Source organism: Eikenella halliae (genome assembly GCF_001648475.1).
GTDB classification, from domain to species: domain Bacteria; phylum Pseudomonadota; class Gammaproteobacteria; order Burkholderiales; family Neisseriaceae; genus Eikenella; species Eikenella halliae.
In genome coordinates this window covers 123553-144044 of sequence record NZ_LXSQ01000030.1, presented here as the reverse complement: position 1 = coordinate 144044, position 20492 = coordinate 123553, and the positions used below count along the sequence as shown (strand labels likewise).

Sequence of the window (20492 nt, the reverse complement as noted above, 5' to 3'; positions counted from 1 at the left end):
CCAGCCTTTTAATGCCGGCGGGCTGGGCTGAAGAGGCTACCTGAAAACGAACTTGGCAGGCTGCTGCGAGGCTGAGAGTTTCAGGTAGCCTTTTGCATGGGCATCAATGCACTTGGTAGCGCTGCAATACGGCGCGGATTTGCGGCAGGGCGGCGCGGGCAGCGTCTTCGCCGAGCTTGATGGCGTGGGCTTTTTCATCGAAGCCGCCCACGGCGCCGAGGTGCTGCACTTGCGGTTTGATCACCACGTCGGCCTTGGCCAGCTCGCTGTTCAGCGCGGGCGTGCTCATGATGTTGAGGCTTTGGTCGAGGTAGGAGAAGAAGCCGCTTTGGCTGATGCGGGCGGGCTTGGCGGAAATGTCCACCGCAATCACCACGTTGGCGCCCATCTGGCGGGCGGCGGATACGGGCACGGGGGCGGTGAGGCCGCCGTCCACATAGCGTTTGCCGTTGATTACCGCGGGCTGGAACACGTTGGGGATGCTGGCGGAGGCGCGCACGGCCTGGCCGGTGTTGCCGCTGCGGAATACCACGCTGCGGCCGGTGTCGAATTCGGTGGCCACGGCGGCGAATTTGCGTGGCAGGTTTTGGATGGGGCGGTTGCCCACTTGGCGGTTGATGTAGTTTTGCAGTTTTTCGCCGCGGATAAAGCCGCTGGTGGAAAGGGTTAAATCCACCAAATCAGCGCGTTGCAGGTTTTCTGCTTCACGCTGCAGGCGGGGAGCGTTCATGCCGGAGGCGTAGAGACTACCCACCAGGGCACCTGCGCTGGTGCCGGTAACGATTTTCACGGGGATATTGTTTTCTTCCAGTACCTTAATCACGCCGATATGGGCGAAGCCTTTGGATGCGCCGCCGCCCAGAGCCAGGCCGATAACGGCTTGGGGCTTGCGGGTGGCGGTGAGCGGCTGGCGGGACGGGGTTTGCGAGCCGCTACCGCCGCCGAGGAGGCCGCAGGCGGAAAGGGAGAGGGTGAGCAGGGAGAGGCCGAGGCTGCGGCGCAATAGGCTGTTCATGGGAAGTCCTTTTGAATATGGGAAAACGGGTAGTATTGTAGCGGATTGGGCGGAAGATGGTAATGCAGTGGGCGTTGGGCGGGTGATATATAATTGCATCCTCAGGCTGGCTGAAACTTTAAAGGAGGGCGATATGGGTTCGGAAGTGTTGTGGTCTGCCCGTGCGGCGCGGAAGCCGGATATGCGCGGGTTTTTCGGGGCGGTGGCGGTGCAGGCGCTGTGTTTCGGCGCGGCTTGGTGGTTTGGTCTCAATCCGTATTTTATGGGCGGGCTGTGCGTGTATGCTGTGTTGGGGTGGGTGTGGCGCTGGCGGATAGAATGGCTGGCGCGGCCGCTGGCGGTTCAGTTGAGTGATCGGGCTGTGCGCGTGGTGCGACGGCGGTTTTGGGGCGGGGAACGGGTGGAGAATTACGCGTTGGCAGAATTTTTCGGCGTGGCCAGCTATATAGGCGTCAGCATATTCGGCGGCACGGACGAGCTGCGCACGGTGTTGCTACGTGCGGATTCGGACGAGGCGTTGACGCTGGATTGGCAGCTGGCACGGCGGCAGGGACGGAAGTTTTGCTGGCTGCAACGGCGCGCGCCTGCCGCCGACAGCCCGGAAGCCGCCGCGCTGCGCGCCGAAATTTCGGAGGCAAGCGGTTTGCCGGACTGTGGTTTTGTCGATATGGATGAACTGAAAAAGCAAGAAAAGGCTACCTGAAAACTGCTGTTCTTGGTTTTCAGGTAGCACGTTATTTGAAATTTATCTAATAAAATAAGGAGTAATCATCATGGCCTCAAACGCTTGGCTCTATTGGGCTTTAGCTTCGGCCTTTTTCGCAGCGCTCACGGCGATTTTCGCCAAACTGGGCTTGCAGGGCATCGATTCGGATTTCGCCACCTTTATCCGCACCTTGGTGATCATCGCGGCTTTGGCGGCGTTTTTGAGCTACACCGGCAAATGGCAGGGGGTGGGCGGTTTTTCGGGGCGCAACTGGGCGTTTCTGATTCTTTCCGGCCTGGCCACGGGGGCTTCTTGGCTGGCTTATTTCAAGGCTTTGCAGATGGGCGAGGCTTCCAAGGTGGCTCCGGTGGATAAATTCAGCATCGTGCTGGTGGCGCTGATGGCGGCGGTGTTTCTCAAAGAGCGGCCGGCAGCGCAGGAGTGGCTGGGGATTGCGATGATTGCCGGCGGGGTGCTGGTGTTGGCGTTGAAGCGATAGGGGATTGGGCTGAAGGAAAGGCTACCTGAAAAAATTTCAGGTAGCCTTTTTGGTAGTGGCGTGATGTGTTTCAGTGGTCAGACGCAGGCATCAGTGCAGGCCGGACTGTTTGAGCTGTTCGTAGCCGCCGCGGTTTTGCACGTTGGTGTAGCCCATGCTTTCGAGCACTTGTTTGGCTGCTTCGGCACGGCGGCCGCTGCGGCAGTAGAGGTTGATGGGGGTGTTTTTATTGGGAACGTGGGCGGCAATCTGTTGGCCGATTTGGTCGTGCGGAATGTTTTTGGCGTTTTCCAGATGGCCTGCGGCATATTCCTCGGGCGTGCGCACGTCGATCCACACGGCTTCTTGGCGGGCGGGGGCGTGGCGCGGCCGGCTCTGTTGCTGGGCAGGCTTGCGGCTGTGCTGGCCGTGGGCGGAAGCGGCAACGGGCAGGGCGGCCAACAGGGCGATGGCGGCTAGAGAGAGGGTTTTTTTCATGATGTACCTTTCTTGATGGCGGGGGAGTTTTTCAGGTAGCTTGTTATTCATAAAGGCTACCTGAAAACCGGGTTTAGGCTTCGCGGGCGTCTTCCACGGCTTCGAGGGCGCGCAGGGAGTAGGTGTAGGCGGCACCGGCGTTGAGGGAGATGGCGGTGGCGAGCGCACCGGCCACTTCGCTCTCGGTGGCACCGGCTTTCACAGCGGCTTGGGCATGCACGGAAATGCAGCTTTCGCAGCGGGTGGTAACGGCCACGGCCAGGGCGATGAGTTCGCGGGTTTTGGCGTCCAGCGCTTCGGCTGCGGCGGCGCTTTCGAGGGCGGCGTAGCCGGCCAGCATTTTGGGGTGGTTTTTGCCGAGCTTGGCAAATGATTGTTTAACGTGGGCTGCGTGTTTTTTCCAATCTAAAAACATGGTGTTCTCCTAACAAACAAACTGAAATAAAATTTGAACGGACGGCTTTTGCCGAAACCGTTTGATGGGGCGTATGATGGCATAAGTTTTAGGGCAGGGATTGACTGATCGTCTCATTTTTTTGACTGCGCGCTATGGCCGGAGCAATTATTTTCTGGCATGGCGGTAAGGCAAGACTGCAGGAGGCGGAGTGTTTTGGCGACATGTTCCCGCCGCCGAACAATTTGGGAGAATGGAAATGGATGTGTTGGACAAATTAATTTATCTGGCGCGGCTGCGCGGTCGGATTGATGTGTGCTGCCGGCTGGGCGGCGGGTTTCATTTAGAACACAAAACCGAGCCGGAAACGGCGCGGCTGCATTGGGTGGTGTCGGGCGGCGGCTGGCTGCGGGCGGGCAGCGGGCCGGCGGTGGCGCTGCATGCGGGCGATGCGGTGCTGCTGCCTTACGATACGGCGCACAGCATTGCCGACAGTTTGGAGGGCTTGGCGCAACCGGCAGGCAAGCCGCAGATTCACGAAGGCGGCGTGTTGGCGGTGAAAGACTGCGGCGGCAACCGCTTGCAGCTTTTGTGCGGCCAATACCGCTACACGCGCCATGCGGCACTGTGGCTGGGTATGCCGGAATGCCTGCTGCTGCCGCTGCCGGAAATGCGGCAAACGGCAGCGATGATGCTGGATGAGGCGGAACGGCTGCGTTACGGCAGCGGCACGGTGGTGAATGCGCTTTCGCAGGTGATGCTGGTGGCGGTATTGCGGCGCTACCGGCAGCAGAGCAGCGATCCTTCTTTTTTGTCGCAGCTGGAAGACCCGCGCCTCAGCGGGCTGTTGCAGGCGGTGTTACTCGCGCCGCAGGAGGATTGGTCGATTGCGCGGATGGCGGAAATGGCCAAACTCTCGCGGGCGCAGCTGATGCGTTTGTTTAAATCGGTAATCGGAGAGAGCCCGCACCGCTTTGTGCTGTCGATCCGCCTGCAGCAGGCGGCAGTGCAGCTGGCGGCAAGTGCGGATACGATTTTGCGCATTGCGCTGGAAAATGGCTTTGTTTCGGAATCGCATTTCAACCGCGCGTTTAAGCAGTATTTCGGGCAAACGCCGAAGCAATATCGCGTGCAGCAGCTGGAAGAGGCGGAGAAGACCGTGGTTTGAGTACAGTGTTTTATAGTGAATTAACAAAAATCAGGACAAGGCAGCGAGCCGCAGATAGTACACACGTTACGGCAAGGCGAACCAACGCTGTACTGGTTTAAATTTAATTTACTATAAATGGATGAAGGCTACCTGAAAACATGTGCTGTGTTCGCTGTGTTTTCAGGTAGCCTTTTGCTGCATATGGCGGTATCCGGTTTTACCCGGCCAAGATATAGTGAATTAAAATAAGAATGCTACCGCGTTGGCTCGCCTTGCCGTATTGCTCATACTGTCTGCGGCTCGCCGCCTTGTCCCATTCTTATTTTAATCCACTATAAAAGGCTACCTGAAAAATTCAGTTTCGCAGAAAATTCTCTGCGTTACGTTTTCAGGTAGCCTTTGATTACTCTCTAAGCTATTCTTTGTATTACTGCTTTTCAAACTCTTTCAAAGTGCCGTCCACATTGAAATCGGCAGAGTATTTGGCGCGCGGGGTTTCGATGGTGGAAGTGATCCAACGGCGGGTTTGATTCGGCACCCAAAGTTGGAAGCTGACGAAATCCAGCTGGGTTTCAGTGGCTTCCACTTCCTTGGCTTTCTCGCCCCAGGTTTTGGCAATGGTGGCCACAGTGGCGAATTTGATGTCTTTCAGCGGGGTTACGTTGTCTTTCATGTCGCCGCCGCCGGAGATTTGTACCGGCTGCGGTTCGCTCCACTTGCCGTCTTCATAGGTGTAGTGGTCGATATTATCCGGTTTTTCCGGGTCTTGGATGTCGATTTCAATGCGCGGACGGCTGCTGCCATAGAATTGAACGTTTTGGAATACATTCAATTCCTTGCCGGAGAACTGCGGCAGGGCTTTGAGGGAATCTTCTGCTGCCTGCAAAGCTTGGGCGTTGCTCAGGAAATTATCCATAGAAGCGGCTTCTTGTTGGCTGCCGCTTTCAGCCTGCTGGCTGGCTTCCTGGCTTTGCGAAGCTTGTTGCTGCTGTGCCGGGGCTTGTTCATTCCCACCTTTGCCGCCACAGGCGGAAAGGCCGAGTACGGCGGCCACGCACAACAACCAAAGTGTTTGTTTGGACTTCATAAATCATTCCTTCTTTTAAGGTTGGTTCGGATAAGGCAGCATTGCTACCGGCCGATATTGTAAAGAAAAATGCCGTTTTTTTCAAAACTGTAGCGATGTGCGCTCAAATTCCGGTTTTTACAAACCGCTCTCCGCTCTTATCCACAGCCTGTTTTATTGATTCAGTCGGGATTTAATACTTTCCTACTATTGAAAACAATTCTCATATTAAATATTATGCGAGTATTATTAACAATATTTATCCATTTATTCATATAAATGAAGGGATGAGCATTCCAATTCCTTTATTTGATTACTGATATTTACAGGTTGCTAACAAATGAAGCCACAAGTCTTCCGCCCCAGCGTATTGGTATTGCTGCTCACAACAGCCTTTGCCCACATGCAGGCCGCCGCCGATACTTCTGCCGAGCTCGAAACCATCGAAATCAAAGCCCGCAGCCGCGACCAGCGCGGGGCAGACGACGTGTACCGCAAAAACGTTTCCAGCGTCTACGCCGGCCGCGAATATCTCGAACGTTACCGCACGGATGCCGCCGGCGACGTGTTCAAAGGCTTAAACGGCGTGTACAACATGAACACCCGCAACGCCGGCAGCGCGATTACGCCCAATATCCGCGGCATCAGCGGCAAAGGCCGCATCCCCGTTACCATCGACGGCACGGAGCAGACCGTGGACGTGTGGATGAACAACTACGGCATCGCCGACCGCAACTACGTCGATCCCGCCCTGTTCCGCAGCATCACGGTGGAAAAAGGCCCGGCCATGACGCGCGGCGTGAAATCCGGCGTGGGCGGCGCAGTGGCTATCCGCACCATCGAGCCTGCCGACATCATCCCCGAAGGCAAAAGCTGGGGTGTGGAAGTGAAAACCGAGTTTTCCAACAACACCGCCAAGCCGCTGCAAAATTTAAACGACTATTTGGGCAAAGACTACCGCACACTGCCCGGCAACCCCACGGCAGACGGCGCATCGGGCACGTTAGGCGGCAACGTGCCTTTCGCCGGGCTCAATTTCTACGGCACGGATGCCGACAAACCGCGCCAAAGCAGCCGCTTTGCCGAATTTAAAAACGACCGCAACCTTTTGTTTTCCGCCGCCTTCAAAACCGACCTTTCAGATGGCCTCGTTGCCTACAGCGACCGCCGCAAAGGCACTTATTTCAGCGGCAAACGCGGCGCATCGGGCTACCTGAATAATGCTATCTACGACAGCGAAGACCCGCGCGCCGACCGCTCCGACGCCCTGATTCCCGACATGGCCGACCTCTACCGCCCCGGCGAACAAGTGCCCAATAGCAACGTGGCCAGCCGCAGCCTGCTTGTAAAAAACAACTGGTATCTGCCGCGCGGCCAGCAAATCAACCTGCACTACATGGACACCAAAATCCGCTTCGGCGAGATGAACCCCTTCATCAACAACCTGCTGCTGGGCTTGGGCAGCCAATACAATATGCAGCGCAAGCGTTACGACATCGCCCCCGTGCAAGGCATCGATTCCGACATCCGCAGCCGCACCTACAAACTCGGCTACCAATGGCAGCCCGAAGGCAGCCGCTGGATCGACCTCAAAGCCGACATCTGGCGCGTGCGCACCACCAGCACCCGCCACCAAAGCGGCGGCCCCGACTTGGCCGTGCCGTACGGCGACAACAAATACGATGCCTGGGCGCGCTGCTTCCGCCACAACCTCCAGCCCGACCCCGCACGCGGCATTGCCAGCTGCCAAGAGTTGATAGACGAAGGCTACGACCGCAATACCCCACCCAACGACCCGCCCGTTATCGACGGCGCAAACACCGTATTCTCCGGCGCGGTGCAAACCACCAAAGCCACCCGTACCGGCTTCAACATCAGCAACCGCATGCGCCTGAACGACCGATTCAGCCTCACCCTCTCCGCCCGCCACCAATACGAAAAGCTGGACGAAAGCAGCGAAGTGGCGAAAAACGACCAAGACTTCTTCGGCGTGATGGATGCCGTAACCGCGCTCACCAAGCTCACCGGCCCGCGCTCCGGGCGGCGCAAAGAATGGGGCGCGCAACTGAGTTTCGACTGGCGGCCGACCGAACGCCTGAAAATCGAAGGCGGCATCCGCTACGACCGCTTCTGGGCGTTTGACGACCTGCTCGCCCGCGCCCGCGCCAGCCGCAACCCCGCCTATTCCGTTACCCAAAATGCCGACGGCGGCAACGTCATCAGCGGCATTGCCCTGCCGTATTTGCAACTGATGACGCAGGAAGAAATCGATGCCTACCGCCGCGCCAGAGCCGAAATCGACGCCGACCCGGGCAATTTCGAAACCATCTACCGCAACTTCGAACGGCGCTACGGCTTCTTCCCCGACGAGAGCCTGTCGCGCCACGACCAAAACGGCAACACCGGCTATATCGACGGTAACGGCCAATACCAGGCTTTCGATGAAAGCCGCACCGTGCTCTACCGCCCGGTGCGCCCCAAAATCGTGGAATACGGCAACCGCAAATTCCACGGCCCCGCCTTTGAAAACGGCCTGTTCGACCAGCGAGTAAGCAACCCGCAGGGCAGGCAGGGCAGCTACTACCGCTACCTGCGCGTGAGCCGCAGCGCCCGCTTCGAATATCATCCCAATGACGACAACTATCCGTTTGATTACGGCTATGAAGCCAGCCAATATCAAGAAAACACCAACGACGATAATTCGCCCGACTACCGCACCCGCCGCAACGACCTGGCCAGCACCGACCTGCCCGACGAAGCCCGCCACATCCATACCCCGATAACGGGCGATGCCAACTATCCGCCGGTAAAACGCCTCAACGGCTCGGCCTGGTCGCCCATGCTCGCCCTCAGCTACGATCTCACCGACAACAGCCGCCTGCACCTGCGCTGGGCGCAGATGACGCGCTTCCCCAGCATCTACGAAGCCACCAATATGAGCTTCGGCGCAGTGTATCTGGAAGCCATGCTGCCCTCGTTCGACCTCAAGCCCGAACGCAGCACCAACTGGGAAATCGGCTACAGCTACAACTTCGCCCCGCTGTGGAGCAGGCTGCGCGAAGGCGACGTGCGCCTCACCTATTTTTCCAACACCATCAAAAACGTCATCGACACCGCCGCCAACAAAGACCTCATCCAATACGACCGCAAAATCACCCAAGGCCTCGAACTGCAAAGCCGCCTCGATTTCGGCCGCTTCTTCATGTCGCTCGGCGGCACCTACCGTTTAAAACAACAAACCTGCGACGAAAACCTCTCCTTCGCCTACGATATGTACTACAACAGCGTACCCGCCTGCATCGAAGGCGGCATCGGCGCAACCAGGTTCTACCAATCCATCCAGCCCAAATACTCCATTAATTTAGACTTGGGTGTGCGCCTCCTCGGCGAAAAACTCGAGCTCGGCATCCGCGGCATCCACCACAGCCGCCGCGATAGCAAACAGCACGACCGGCTCATCGAACAAGGCATGGGCCGCCTGCTCAAAACCACCGGTCAAGCCTACCACTGGCGCGCCTCCACCATTTGGGATGCCTACGCCCGCTACCGCATCGGCAACAGGCTCAGCATCAACCTCGGCGTGAACAACCTCACCAACCGCTACTACCTCGACCCCATGAGCAACGTCCCCACCCCCGGCCCGGGCCGCACCGTAACCCTCGGCATCAAAGCCCGGTTTTAAAGATAGAAGCCCGGTTTAAAAGATAGGGGCTACCTGAAAACCCAGCATAAAAGGCTACCTGAAAACCCGTATTTTCGATTTTCAGGTAGCCTCACAAACTTTAGTGGCTGGTTGTCCGTTACTCACGTGGCAATGCAGAAAGGGCTACCTGAAACGCAAGCAATCGGTTCTCAGGTAGCCCATACCGCCTGCTTATTTCGTGTGTAGGGTGCGTGCCACGGGCACGCACGCTGTTATTTGCCATTCCAAACCGCGCATACCGCACAAATCCTACATAGCCTGCAAAGGCTACCTGAAAACCCGGCATAAAAGGCTACCTGAAACCCGTGTTCCCATTTTTCAGGTAGCCTCATAAGCTTCAGCGGCAGGGTGGGCGCTTATTACCCATGTGGCAATGAGGAAAGGGCTACCTGAAACGAATAGATCGGTTTTCAGGTAGCCTTACGGGCTCCGGCGGTAGGGCGGGCAAATCTTTGGCCGCACGGCAAACGAGCAGGCTGCCTGAAAACGCACCGATGATTTTCAGGTAACCTGTATTGCAGATTGGTGTTGCCAGGCCGATAGCTGGCAAACAATGCCAAGCTTCGGCCGCTGATTGACACACGGCATAGCAAAAGGCTACCTGAAAACCGGTTTCAGGTAGCCTTTCCCCTATTTGCTAGAACCACAGACTGATTAAAGCCAAAATAGGCAGCCCGCCTTGCTTGAGCAGGATACTTTTATTTGAGGTGAACGCGCCGTAGGCAGCCACGACGATGCAGTTGAGTAGCAGCAGGGCGGCGGTTTCTTTTGCTTGGGCAGCGAACAGGGCGGAGTAGGCAAGCATGAGGGCGATGCAGCCGTTGTAGATGCCTTGGTTGCACATCAATACGTTGAAGCGCGGCTCGGAGAGTTGCTCTTGGCTGAGCTTGAATACGCGGGCGGTGGCGGGGGAAGTGGTGGCGAAGGTTTCGAGGTATATGATGTAGCCGAACAGGGCGGCAGTGAGTAAAACAAGGATTTGCGAGAAGATAGACATATTTTTTAACTGCGTGTGATGATGTGGTTTCCCTTTAATTTAAATGGATTAAGGTAATATGGAATCGAGCAGCAGGCCGCTGTCGAAAAGTAGGTTGACGGCCAGGGCAAGGCGCACGATGTGCGGCAGTTCGCGTCCGGCGGCAGCGGGGCTGGCGGCGGTTTGCAGGCGGTGCAGGTGGGTGATGGCCAGCGGCAGTGCGCTTAGCCAGAAGAGGACGCTGGGGATTTGAGGGGCGAGGGCGGCATAGCAGACGAGGGCGGCGGCCAGGAGGAGGCGGTGCAGGGTTTTGCTGCGCTCAAAGCCCAGCCGGGTAGCGGGGGTGGTTTTGCCGGATTGGCGGTCGCTTTCGATGTCGCGCATATTGTTGATGTGCAGCACGGCAGCGGCGAGCAGGCCGCAGCCGGCAGCGGGCAGCCAGCCTTCGGGCGGGCAGCTGCCTTGTTGCAGGTAGGCGCTGCCCTGCACGCCGAGCAGGCCGAAGAACAGGAATACGCTGATTTCGCCCAGCCCGTGGTAGCCGTAGGCATGACGGCCGAGGGTGTAGGTGAGGGCGGCGGCGAGGGCGAGGCTGCCTAAGAGCAGGAAGGCGAGCCATTGCTGCGGGTGGTGCAAGCTGAGGGCGATGAGTGTGCTGCCGAGGAGCAGGGCGGCCAATACGCTGGCGGCGAGGAGGCGGCGGATGTGCGGGAGGGAAATTTGGCCGCCGGCGGTGAGGCGTTCGGGTGCATCGGTGGCGCGGTGGCGGTCGGTACCGCGTATGCCGTCGCCGTAGTCGTTGGCGATGTTGGAAACGATTTGCAGGGCCAGCGCGGTGAGCAGGCTGAGCAGGAACACGCTGCCGCGCCAGCTTGCGGGGCTGCCGTGCCAAGCGATGGCGTTGCCGCAGCAGACGGCGGCAATGGCCAGCGGCAGGGTGCGCGGGCGAATGAGTCGGAATAGGGCGTGCATGGCGGGAGTGGTTTGGAGGCTACCTGAAAAATTCAATCGGCAGTTTCAGGTAGCCTGATACGGAAAACGGGCATGATAACCGATTCTGCGCTATCGGGCTGGGGCTTGCGCTTTTGGCTTGTGTTGGGTCAAGCCGGAGGGCGCGCAAATTGTCGGGCAGCTTCAAGCGTTTTCGGCTAGAATACGCAGTTTGGTTTCGGCACGGCTTGCTGCGTTGCCGCCCCTGTTTTAACCTCGCTGAAGCTCCGCTTTTTCAGGTAGCCCGTATCGGCCAAGCCGATGCTTTTACCTGCCATCACGACCGCTTACTTTTTTGCCAGAATATGAACAATATCCGCAATTTCTCCATCATCGCCCATATTGACCACGGTAAATCCACGCTCGCCGACCGCTTCATCCAACACTGTGGCGGCTTGGAAAACCGCGAAATGAGTTCGCAGGTTTTGGACAGCATGGACATCGAAAAAGAGCGCGGTATCACGATTAAGGCGCAAACCGCCGCGCTGAACTATAAAGCCCGCAATGGCGAAACTTATCTTTTGAATCTGATTGATACACCCGGGCACGTCGATTTTTCCTACGAAGTCTCCCGTTCGCTTTCCGCCTGCGAAGGCGCGTTGTTGGTGGTGGACGCATCGCAGGGCGTGGAAGCGCAAACCGTGGCCAACTGCTACACGGCGATTGATTTGGGCGTGGAAGTCGTGCCCGTGCTGAACAAAATCGACCTGCCCGCCGCCGACCCCGACCGCGTGGCGCAGGAAATTGAAGACATCGTCGGCATCGACGCTGTGGGCGCGGTCACCTGCTCGGCTAAGTCCGGGCTGGGCGTGGAAGACGTGCTGGAAGAAATCGTGGCTAAAATCCCCGCCCCCGAAGGCGACGAAAACGCGCCGCTGCAAGCCGTGATTATCGATTCGTGGTTCGACAACTATGTCGGCGTGGTGATGCTGATTCGCGTGAAAAACGGCCGGCTGAAACTGAAAGACAAAGTGCGCTTCATGTCCACCAAAGCCGAAAGCCAAGTGGAGCAGCTTGGCGTGTTTACGCCGAAATCGGTGAACAGACAAGAGCTTAAAGCGGGCGAAGTAGGCTTTTTGATTACCGGCGTGAAAGAGCTCGGCCAAGCCAAAGTAGGCGATACGGTTACTTTGGTCGCCAATCCCGCTTCCGAGCCGCTGCCCGGCTTCAAAGAAGTGCAAAGCCAGGTGTTTGCCGGCCTGTATCCCGTGGAAAGCCACGACTACGAAGCCTTGCGCGATGCGCTGGAAAAACTGCAACTCAACGACGCTTCATTAAAATTTGAGCCGGAAGTGTCTCAAGCGCTCGGTTTCGGCTTCCGCTGCGGCTTCCTCGGCCTCTTGCACTTGGAAATCGTGCAGGAACGCCTGGAGCGCGAGTTCGATATGGATTTGATCACCACCGCGCCTACCGTGGTGTATGAAGTGATTTTGAAAAACGGCGAGCATATCGAAGTGGAAAATCCGTCCAAATTGCCGGATTTGGCCACGGTGGAATCCATTTTGGAGCCGATTATCACCGCCACCATCCTGGTGCCGCAGGAATACGTGGGCAATGTGATGACGCTGTGCAACCAGAAGCGCGGCGTGCAAATCAATATGCAGTATCTCGGCCGCCAGGTGATGCTCACCTATGATTTGCCAATGAACGAAGTGGTGATGGACTTTTTCGACAAGCTCAAATCCACCTCGCGCGGCTATGCCTCGCTGGACTACCATTTCAAAGAGTTCCGTGCCGCCAATTTGGTGAAATTGGACATTATGGTGAATGGCGACAAAGTGGATGCGCTCAGCTTGATTGTGCATCGCCAAAATGCCGTACACCGTGGCCGCGAGCTGGCAGCGAAAATGCGCGAACTGATTCCGCGCCAAATGTTCGACATCGCCGTGCAGGCCGCCATCGGAAGCCAGATTATCGCGCGTGAAAACGTGAAAGCGCTGCGCAAAAACGTATTGGCTAAATGTTATGGCGGCGACATTACTCGTAAGAAAAAATTGCTGGAAAAACAAAAGGCCGGTAAGAAACGCATGAAGCAGGTGGGCAATGTGGAAATTCCGCAGAGCGCGTTTTTGGCGATTTTGCAGGTAGGGGATAAGTAGCCGCATTCAGGCTACCTGAAAAGCGCGGGATGGCTATGGAAACCCACATCCAAGATTTCAAAAACGGCAGTAATTTCTCCTCCCCCCCTTTGGGAGTTGCAGGTGCAAGACGAAAAAAGATGCCGAAGCCAATATTGAAAGCCTTATGGCGGATAAGCGGCTGTTTGTGAAATGGCGGCTTGGTTTTCAGGTAGCCTGAAATCGGGAGTGTGTTTATGGCAAAAATTCGAATTAAGAAACTTCCGCCTGAGCCGCCGGTGAGCCATTATAAGCTGCGCTGGGCGTATTCGTTTTTTGCATTGACCTCGCCGGTATGGATACCGATACTTTTCGGAAACGTGCCAATGTCGAATGAAATGGCAAGAAATGTTGGACATATAGGAATGGTGTTAATGCTTATTTTGCCATTAAGCCCTATATGGGTATGGGATAAGAGGCGAATCCGGATTTATTTGATTATCCTATTTTGTGCCTTACCTTTTCTTGCTATTGGTGCATTTATTTTTGGCTGGTGGGCGACGGTTGTTCATTTTGGACCGTAAATTAAAGAAAGAACCTTTTAATATGTTGCTGTGCAAAGAGTTAATTTTTAGGTTAGATGACCTTGATATAGAGGCTACCTGAAAGCTATCAGTTTAAACAATAAAAGCATTTCAGAAATATATTCAAAATGGAAAACAAAGGTATCGACATTTTAGTCCGCTGCGTGGCCACGCTGGCGGTGTGGACGGCGCACGGTTTGGCTTGGATTATTCTGGCCGTGCTGCATATGGACGGCTGGCAGCCGTGCGCTAGTGCGGCCAAGTTGGCGTTTTATGCGCTGATGGCGGTCAGCCTGCTGGTGTTCACTGTTTTTTGCTGGCGCCCGGCCAAAACTTTGCGCACGCTTTGGGCGCGGCTGCTGATTGCGGTGGTGTTGGTGGCGTGGGTGCTGTTTGTGTGGCTGCTGCCGCATGGTGCGGCAGGCTGTGCGGGCGGATAAGGCACGGGAGTGGCCGGCGCTTCTTCGCGGTTTTTGATTTTCAGGTAGCCTGAAACTGATCGAACTTATTTCAAACGGGAAAATATAAAAGTGGAACAATCCAATACAATCCTTTATGCTGCCATCGCCGCTGTGGTGGCCGGCATCGTGCTGTTTGCCGTGAGCGGTAAAACGCGGCAAGAAAACGGCGAATGGAGCGGCGGCCTGCAATGGGGCTACCTTTTGATGATGGTGGGCTCGTTCGGCCTTTTGGCTAAACTGATGAGCCTCACGGCGGTTTTGCTGCTGCTGGTGCTGTTTACCGGCGCGGTGTGGCTGTGGGCGCGTTCGGCACGCAAACAGCGTATGTGGCAGGCCGACAATGCAGAAGAAGCCGCGCAAGACGACAATCATTTCCGCGATTATATGGGCAGCTTCTTTCCGCTGATTTTGGTGGTGTTCTTGCTGCGCACTTTTGTGGCCGAGCCGTTTCAGATTCCCTCCAGCTCGATGCGGCCGGGGCTGGTGAAGGGCGACTTTGTGCTGGTGAACAAGTTTAGCTACGGCATCCGCGTGCCGGTGTTGAACAATGTGTTGATTCCGGTGGGGCAGGTGCAGCGCGGCGATGTGGTGGTGTTCAATTATCCGGTGGAGCCGGACACCAACTACATCAAGCGCATTGTCGGCCTGCCGGGCGATGTGGTGGAATACCGCGATAAGGTGCTGACGGTAAACGGTAAAACCGAGCAGGATAATTTGGTGGGCAGCTACCAATATCCCGATGATTACAAACCGGAACGGATTTTGGAATCCTCCCGCTTTTCCGCCGATTGGGAAGGCCGCCATTTCGAGGTGTTGAAAAATGAAAACGCGCCCACGGTTTCCATCCCTTACTTGGCCGAATCCGCCGATGATGCTGCCAAAAAAGGCTACCAAAGCGGTTTGCGCGAAAATTGCGAATACGAGGCAGACGGCAGCGGCTTTAAATGCACCGTACCGGCGGGCAAATATTTCGCCATGGGCGACAACCGCGACAGCAGCGCCGATTCGCGCTACTGGGGCTTTGTGGACGATAAGCTGATTGTGGGCAAAGCGTTTTTCGTGTGGATGAACGTGGGCGACAGATCGCGCATCGGCAACACCATCCGCTAACGGAAAAAGCAAACCGGCCAAAACGGCCGGTTTTTTATTGCTTACGGGAGGGAAGGGCTACCTGAAATTCGGTTTATAGTGAATTATAGTGAATTAAAATAAGAATGCTACAGCGTTGGCTTGCCTTGCCGTAACGTGTGAGCTGTCTGCGGCTCGTCGCCTTGTCCTGATTTTTGTTAATCCACTATAAAGAAACCCAAGGATTACTTTATTCCGTTGGCGTTTAAGTTTTCAGGTAGCCTTTCTCTTGCAGCCCAGGCAAAGGTTCGATGCTATTCCGGGTGCATCAGCGCCTGGATTTCAGCCAGGGAAATATCGGGCACGGCGCCGTGGCGGGTAACGTTGAGCGCACCGATGGCGCAGGCGAAGGCCAGGGTGTCTTCGGGGCTGGCGCCGGAGAGCATTTGGAATAAGAAACCGGCAAGGAAACTGTCGCCCGCGCCCACGGAATCGGCCATGCTCACACGGAAACCGTGGTGGGCGAGGATTTTGCCGTGGCGGAAATACACCGCGCCGTGCTGGCCGAGGGTGATGCAGATGTGGGCGGTGTCGGTGTGGCCGGCGAGGTAGCGCAGGTTTTGTTCGAGGCTGTGGTAGGGCGAGCCGAAGGCGGCGGAGAGTTCGTAGAGTTCGTCGTCGTTAAGTTTGATGAGGTCGGCATGGCGCATGAGGCTGAGCACGCGTTCGGGCTCGTAATGCGGCTTGCGCAGATTGACATCGAGCACACGGAAACGGGCGGCAGGCAGGATTTGCTCCAGTGCGGCACGGGATACGGGATCGCGCCCGGAGAGGCTGCCGTACACGAGCACGTCGGATTCGGCCACGCGCGCGAGCGCTGCTTCGGTTGCGCTGATTTTATCCCAAGCGCAGGGATAGACGATGTCGTAGCTGGCGCTGCCGTCGGGTTTGAGCAGCACTTTCACCAGGCTGGTGGCGTGTTCTTCATCGGTTTGCACCAAGTCGGCGGCCACGTTGCACGCGGCAATCTGGCGCAGCAGCTCTTCGCCGTCGGCATCGCGGCCGCGGCGGCTGATGATGCTGCAGTCCGCGCCGAACGAGGCCAGACGCACTAAAACGTTGAGCGGTGCGCCACCGAGGGCTTTGCCGCCGGGGAAGTCGTCCCATAATACTTCGCCGAAGCTGCTGATTTTCATGATTGCTTTCTAAGGTTGGAGGATTGGGGGGAGGCTACCTGAAAAATGGTTGGGATGTTTTCAGGTAGCCTCAAGCGTTTTACTGCTTTGCCTATTGAAGCTGCCGGTCGGCTTTACGGCGCATGCGATTGTTGGCCGGGTCGGCTTGGGCCGGCAGGTGAATAGGGGCAGCACTAGGTGCGGGAATAGGCGGGTTGGTTTCTTTATTTGTTTGCCAAGGGGTAGGTTTGGGGCTCAACATAGCTTTCTTTTGCGACATTATAGTGGATGAGAAAGGTTTGGTTACGGTAGCGCTTGAAGCCGTCGAAGCCGGATACGGTCAGTTGCAGCGGGTAGAAGCCTGCGGTGGGGCGGGCGTGGATTGCAATGCTGAAGTCGGCGGATAGTTTGTACCATTCGCCACGGCATTTTTGGCGTTCGGCGGGAGTGTTGGGTTGGCCAGTATCACGGTTAGTTCTGCAATTGTCTAAAATATAACCGTTGTTTGTCTTGGTTGTGATGCGGCTTTCGCTGACTTTGCCTGAGCCGTTATGGGTAAAGATAAGGATTTCCGAGTTGGCATAACCGTGGCTTAGGTAGGACATAGGCGTCATAAAACCCCAACGCGCTCTGCCGAATTGGCGGAATGACCAATATTTGGCTTCGGGCGCAACGCCATAAGTTCCGATTTCGATATAGGGTTTGGCGGCCAGCAGCTGCCAGCCGCCGCGTACCTGTTTCAGCACAAATATACCGGCCAAGCCAGATTGAACCCGGCCGCCGGTGCTTTCCCCCTTGCCGAAGTCGAATCTGTCGCCGGTATACAGCAGATACATCAGCCTGCCCTGTGCGGTTTGGCGGATTTCACGTTTGGTTTGGCGCATGCAGAATTCGCCGCCGTAGTCGGCGTTGTATCCCAGTTCTGCATCTGATGGGCTGGCTCGGAAGCAGCGGTGTTGCTGCGAGTAGTTCCGGTAGTGGCGTTGTACGATTTGCTCGGGCGTTTGTGCGCGGGGCGTGGCTGACGCGGTGTGCGCGTGGCTGGCGGCGGAGCTAAGGAGCAGGGCAAGGAGGAGTAGTTTCTTCATGATGCGAAGGATTACGCTAATTTGAGAAGGAAAGGGCTTCAGGCAGCCTGACGAAGCAGGGGCTGCCTGAAAATGTCTTGGCGCGGCCAAGGCAGAGTTTCTGCCAAGCTAAAAACCCATTTATCACTTTTCAGGTAGCCTTCATGCGGTTTACACGTTAAACAAGAAGTGCATCACATCGCCATCCTGCACCACGTATTCTTTGCCTTCCACGCGCATTTTGCCGGCTTCCTTGGCTTTGGCTTCGCCGCCGAGCGAGACAAAATCGTCGTAGGAAATGACTTGGGCGCGGATGAAGCCGCGTTCGAAGTCGGTGTGGATGACGCCGGCGGCTTGCGGGGCGGTGTCGCCTTTGTGGATGGTCCAGGCGCGGACTTCTTTGACGCCGGCGGTGAAGTAGGTTTGCAGGCCCAAGAGGTCGTAGCCCGCGCGGATCAGGCGGTTCAGACCGGGTTCTTCCAAGCCCATCTCGGCGAGGAACTCGGCTTTTTCGTCGTCTTCCAATTCGGCGATTTCGCTCTCCATCGCGGCGCAAACGGCGACGACAGGGGCATTTTCTTTTTCAGCCAATTCTTTCAGGCGGTCGAGGTGCGGGTTGTTTTCAAAACCGTCTTCGGCCACGTTGCCGACATACATGGCGGGTTTGGCGGTCAGCAGGAACAGCGGTTTGAGCATGGCGAGCTCTTCCGCTTCTAAGTCGAGCGAGCGCACGGGCTTGCCTTCGTTGAGGTGCGGCAGGATTTTTTTGCACAGTTCCACCAGTTTTTGCGCGTCTTTGTCGCCTGAGCGGGCGCGTTTTTCTTCGCGCACAACGGCTTTTTCCACGCTGGCGAGGTCGGCCAAGGCCAGTTCGGTGCCGATGGTTTCGATATCGGCAATCGGATCGACTTTGCCGGAAACGTGGACGATGTTATCGTCGTCAAAGCAGCGCACGACGTTCACGATGGCGTCGGTTTCGCGGATGTTGGCGAGGAACTGGTTGCCCAAGCCTTCGCCTTTGCTCGCGCCGGCGACCAAGCCTGCGATGTCCACAAATTCCACAATGGCGGGCTGCATTTTTTGCGGATTGACGATTTTCGCCAACTCCGCCATGCGCGGGTCGGGCACTTCGACGATGCCGACATTGGGTTCGATGGTGCAGAAGGGATAGTTCGCCGCTTCGATACCCGATTGGGTCAGCGCGTTAAAGAGGGTGGATTTGCCGACGTTGGGCAGGCCGACGATGCCGCATTTCATGCTCATGAGTGTTCCTTAAAATGCCGTTAGATTAAAATCGGCGGATTTTAACATAGAAGGCTACCTGAAAGCTGCGGTTTGGGTTTTCAGGTAGCCTTTAGGCGATTTGAAGCGGGTTGAAAACGGCGGTGCGGGATGGCAGCCCCGGGAGAAGTACGGCTTCGGTCAGGCAAAATATTGTGCCGCTTCGTTGAAACTGTGTTTTCAGGTAGCCTGCGGGGCAGGGCGGAAATAGGCAGTTTGCCCATAAGGCTGCTATAATGCCGCCCCTGTTTGGCCGGTGCGTTTGCCCGGCCGTATAGCCAAAGCGGTTATTTCTTCACGCAGCTAGGAAGGAGTCAGCGCTTTGGCCTTATGCCGATAACCATACAAAGCCGCACATCACCATGCTTGAACACCTGCCTTATTTCCAGCAACACCTGCCTCGCGATTTGAGCCGCGTTAATGCGGTGATTGAGCGCGCGGTGCAATCGGAAGTGGCGCTGATTTCGCAAATCGGGCGCTACATCATCAGCGCCGGCGGCAAGCGTTTGCGCCCCATCCTCACCATCCTTTCCGGCAAGGTGTTGGGCTACGATGAAGACCCGCTCTACGCGCTGGCGGCGATGGTGGAATTCATCCACACCTCCACCCTGCTGCATGACGATGTGGTGGACGAGAGCGAGCTGCGGCGTGGCCGGAAAACGGCAAACAATATGTTTGGCAACGCTGCTGCCGTGTTGGTGGGCGATTTTCTCTACACCCGCGCCTTCCAGCTGATGGTGTCTTCAGGTAGCCTCAAGATTTTAGATGTGATGGCCGATGCCACCAACATCATTGCCGAGGGCGAAGTGTTGCAGCTGATGAATATCGGCAATACCAACATCACCGAAGTCGAATATGTGCAGGTAATCCAATACAAAACTGCCAAATTGTTTGAAGCCGCCGCACAGGTGGGCGCGATTTTGGCCGGTGCCACGCCCGAGCAGGAAACCGCGCTGAAAGACTACGGACGCCACATCGGCACCGCCTTTCAGATTATCGATGACGTGTTGGATTATTCCGGCAACATCGAAGAAATCGGCAAAAACGTGGGCGACGATTTGGCCGAAGGCAAGCCGACCCTGCCGCTGATTTACCTGATGCAAAATGCCGAGCCGCCGGTGGCCGACGCCGTGCGCCACGCCTTGGAGCACGCCGACCGCAGCTATTTCGAGCAGATTCATGCCCATGTGGTGCAATCCGATGCGCTGGCCTATTGCGTGAGCGAGGCGCGCAAGGCGGTGGACGAGGCTTTATCCTGTCTGGCCGCACTGCCGGATAATGAAGTGTCGCAAGCGATGCGGCAGCTTGCCGAAGAGTCGCTGGCGCGTGTATCATAGCGGCCTTTTTCGGGAATATATAATTGCATCTGAATGTTATCCCGCTGTTTTTGGTGCTGCTGATTTTGCTGGGCGTGCTCAGCAACAACCAATCCATCACTATCTCGGCCACCGTGTTGCTCCTGATGCAGCAAACCGTGCTGGCGCGCTATATCCCGCTGGCCGAACAATACGGCATTCAAGCCGGCATCATTTTGCTCACCATCGGCGTGCTCAGCCCGCTGGTGTCGGGTAGAATCCAGTTTCCCGGTTTGGCCGGTTTGATGAGCTGGAAAATGCTGGCGGCGGTGTTGGCGGGCATATTGGTGGCCTGGCTGGCCGGGCGCGGCGTACCGCTGATGAGCGAGCAGCCAGTGTTGGTAACCGGCCTGCTGCTGGGTACGATTATCGGCGTGGCGTTTTTGGGCGGCATTCCGGTGGGGCCGCTGATTGCCGCGGGGATTTTGTCGCTTATTGCCGGAAAAGTTTGATTGGAAAGTTTGAGTA

At 56.7% G+C, this 20492-nt stretch carries 19 protein-coding genes; 10 read left to right on the top strand and 9 right to left on the bottom strand.

Annotation, left to right across the window (positions count from 1 at the left end):
* Positions 1 to 103: 103 nt before the first annotated feature.
* A complete protein-coding gene (locus tag A7Q00_RS12315) occupies positions 104 to 1015 on the bottom strand; it encodes a patatin-like phospholipase family protein (RefSeq protein ID WP_064090815.1) in 912 nt (303 codons plus the stop codon).
* Between the two features lie 133 nt (positions 1016 to 1148).
* On the opposite strand from A7Q00_RS12315, the gene A7Q00_RS12310 reads away from it, so the two are divergent.
* The gene (locus A7Q00_RS12310; RefSeq protein ID WP_156503829.1) at positions 1149 to 1718 is read left to right on the top strand and encodes a hypothetical protein; all 570 of its coding nucleotides are present in this window, start codon (positions 1149 to 1151) and stop codon (positions 1716 to 1718) included.
* A gap of 70 nt (positions 1719 to 1788) precedes the next feature.
* Positions 1789 to 2220: an EamA family transporter gene (locus A7Q00_RS12305; protein WP_064090813.1), complete on the top strand. Its 432-nt coding sequence runs from the start codon at positions 1789 to 1791 to the stop codon at positions 2218 to 2220.
* Positions 2221 to 2310: 90 nt separating this feature from the next.
* Here the strand turns inward: A7Q00_RS12305 and A7Q00_RS12300 are convergent, their stop codons facing one another.
* Both A7Q00_RS12300 and A7Q00_RS12295 read right to left on the bottom strand, forming a co-directional pair.
* The gene (locus tag A7Q00_RS12300; protein WP_064090812.1) at positions 2311 to 2697 is read right to left on the bottom strand and encodes a rhodanese-like domain-containing protein; all 387 of its coding nucleotides are present in this window, start codon (positions 2695 to 2697) and stop codon (positions 2311 to 2313) included.
* 73 nt (positions 2698 to 2770) lie between these two features.
* Complete coding sequence (locus tag A7Q00_RS12295; RefSeq protein WP_064090811.1) at positions 2771 to 3112, bottom strand: carboxymuconolactone decarboxylase family protein; 342 nt, start codon at positions 3110 to 3112, stop codon at positions 2771 to 2773.
* Positions 3113 to 3302: 190 nt separating this feature from the next.
* On the opposite strand from A7Q00_RS12295, the gene A7Q00_RS12290 reads away from it, so the two are divergent.
* Positions 3303 to 4259 carry an AraC family transcriptional regulator gene (locus A7Q00_RS12290; RefSeq protein ID WP_156503828.1) on the top strand — a complete coding sequence of 319 codons (957 nt, stop codon included), beginning with the start codon at positions 3303 to 3305 and terminating at the stop codon, positions 4257 to 4259.
* Between the two features lie 409 nt (positions 4260 to 4668).
* Here A7Q00_RS12290 and A7Q00_RS12285 read toward each other — a convergent pair whose 3' ends face one another.
* Positions 4669 to 5328, bottom strand: a complete 660-nt coding sequence (locus tag A7Q00_RS12285; RefSeq protein WP_064090810.1) for a hypothetical protein — start codon at positions 5326 to 5328, stop codon at positions 4669 to 4671.
* Positions 5329 to 5647: 319 nt separating this feature from the next.
* Between A7Q00_RS12285 and A7Q00_RS12280 the strand changes: the two genes are divergently transcribed.
* Complete coding sequence (locus A7Q00_RS12280) at positions 5648 to 8989, top strand: TonB-dependent receptor domain-containing protein (RefSeq protein ID WP_064090809.1); 3342 nt, start codon at positions 5648 to 5650, stop codon at positions 8987 to 8989.
* Between the two features lie 658 nt (positions 8990 to 9647).
* On the opposite strand, the gene A7Q00_RS12275 is transcribed toward A7Q00_RS12280, so the two are convergent.
* Both A7Q00_RS12275 and menA read right to left on the bottom strand, forming a co-directional pair.
* Positions 9648 to 10007 carry a DUF1304 domain-containing protein gene (locus A7Q00_RS12275; RefSeq protein ID WP_064090808.1) on the bottom strand — a complete coding sequence of 120 codons (360 nt, stop codon included), beginning with the start codon at positions 10005 to 10007 and terminating at the stop codon, positions 9648 to 9650.
* A gap of 48 nt (positions 10008 to 10055) precedes the next feature.
* Complete coding sequence (gene menA / locus A7Q00_RS12270) at positions 10056 to 10958, bottom strand: 1,4-dihydroxy-2-naphthoate octaprenyltransferase (RefSeq protein ID WP_064090807.1); 903 nt, start codon at positions 10956 to 10958, stop codon at positions 10056 to 10058.
* A gap of 323 nt (positions 10959 to 11281) precedes the next feature.
* On the opposite strand from menA, the gene lepA reads away from it, so the two are divergent.
* From lepA to lepB, 4 genes are all read left to right on the top strand, one after another.
* Positions 11282 to 13075, top strand: a complete 1794-nt coding sequence (lepA, locus tag A7Q00_RS12265; protein ID WP_064090834.1) for a translation elongation factor 4 — start codon at positions 11282 to 11284, stop codon at positions 13073 to 13075.
* Between the two features lie 215 nt (positions 13076 to 13290).
* A complete protein-coding gene (locus tag A7Q00_RS13815) occupies positions 13291 to 13617 on the top strand; it encodes a hypothetical protein (RefSeq protein ID WP_156503827.1) in 327 nt (108 codons plus the stop codon).
* Between the two features lie 128 nt (positions 13618 to 13745).
* A complete protein-coding gene (locus A7Q00_RS12260) occupies positions 13746 to 14057 on the top strand; it encodes a hypothetical protein (protein WP_064090806.1) in 312 nt (103 codons plus the stop codon).
* Between the two features lie 90 nt (positions 14058 to 14147).
* Positions 14148 to 15188, top strand: coding sequence for a signal peptidase I (gene lepB / locus A7Q00_RS12255; protein ID WP_082887863.1), 1041 nt, complete (start codon positions 14148 to 14150; stop codon positions 15186 to 15188).
* 272 nt (positions 15189 to 15460) lie between these two features.
* Here the strand turns inward: lepB and A7Q00_RS12250 are convergent, their stop codons facing one another.
* The 3 genes from A7Q00_RS12250 to ychF form a co-directional block, all read right to left on the bottom strand.
* Positions 15461 to 16342: a carbohydrate kinase family protein gene (locus tag A7Q00_RS12250; protein WP_064090805.1), complete on the bottom strand. Its 882-nt coding sequence runs from the start codon at positions 16340 to 16342 to the stop codon at positions 15461 to 15463.
* Positions 16343 to 16545: 203 nt separating this feature from the next.
* Entirely contained in the window at positions 16546 to 17409 is an 864-nt protein-coding gene (locus tag A7Q00_RS12245; RefSeq protein ID WP_064090804.1) for a hypothetical protein, read from the bottom strand.
* A gap of 150 nt (positions 17410 to 17559) precedes the next feature.
* On the bottom strand, positions 17560 to 18651 hold the full coding sequence (gene ychF, locus A7Q00_RS12240; protein WP_064090803.1) for a redox-regulated ATPase YchF: 1092 nt from the start codon (positions 18649 to 18651) through the stop codon (positions 17560 to 17562).
* Positions 18652 to 19031: 380 nt separating this feature from the next.
* Between ychF and A7Q00_RS12235 the strand changes: the two genes are divergently transcribed.
* Both A7Q00_RS12235 and A7Q00_RS12230 read left to right on the top strand, forming a co-directional pair.
* Complete coding sequence (locus A7Q00_RS12235) at positions 19032 to 20006, top strand: polyprenyl synthetase family protein (RefSeq protein ID WP_064090802.1); 975 nt, start codon at positions 19032 to 19034, stop codon at positions 20004 to 20006.
* Between the two features lie 23 nt (positions 20007 to 20029).
* Entirely contained in the window at positions 20030 to 20476 is a 447-nt protein-coding gene (locus A7Q00_RS12230; protein WP_064090801.1) for a DUF441 domain-containing protein, read from the top strand.
* The last annotated feature ends 16 nt before the right edge of the window (positions 20477 to 20492 follow it).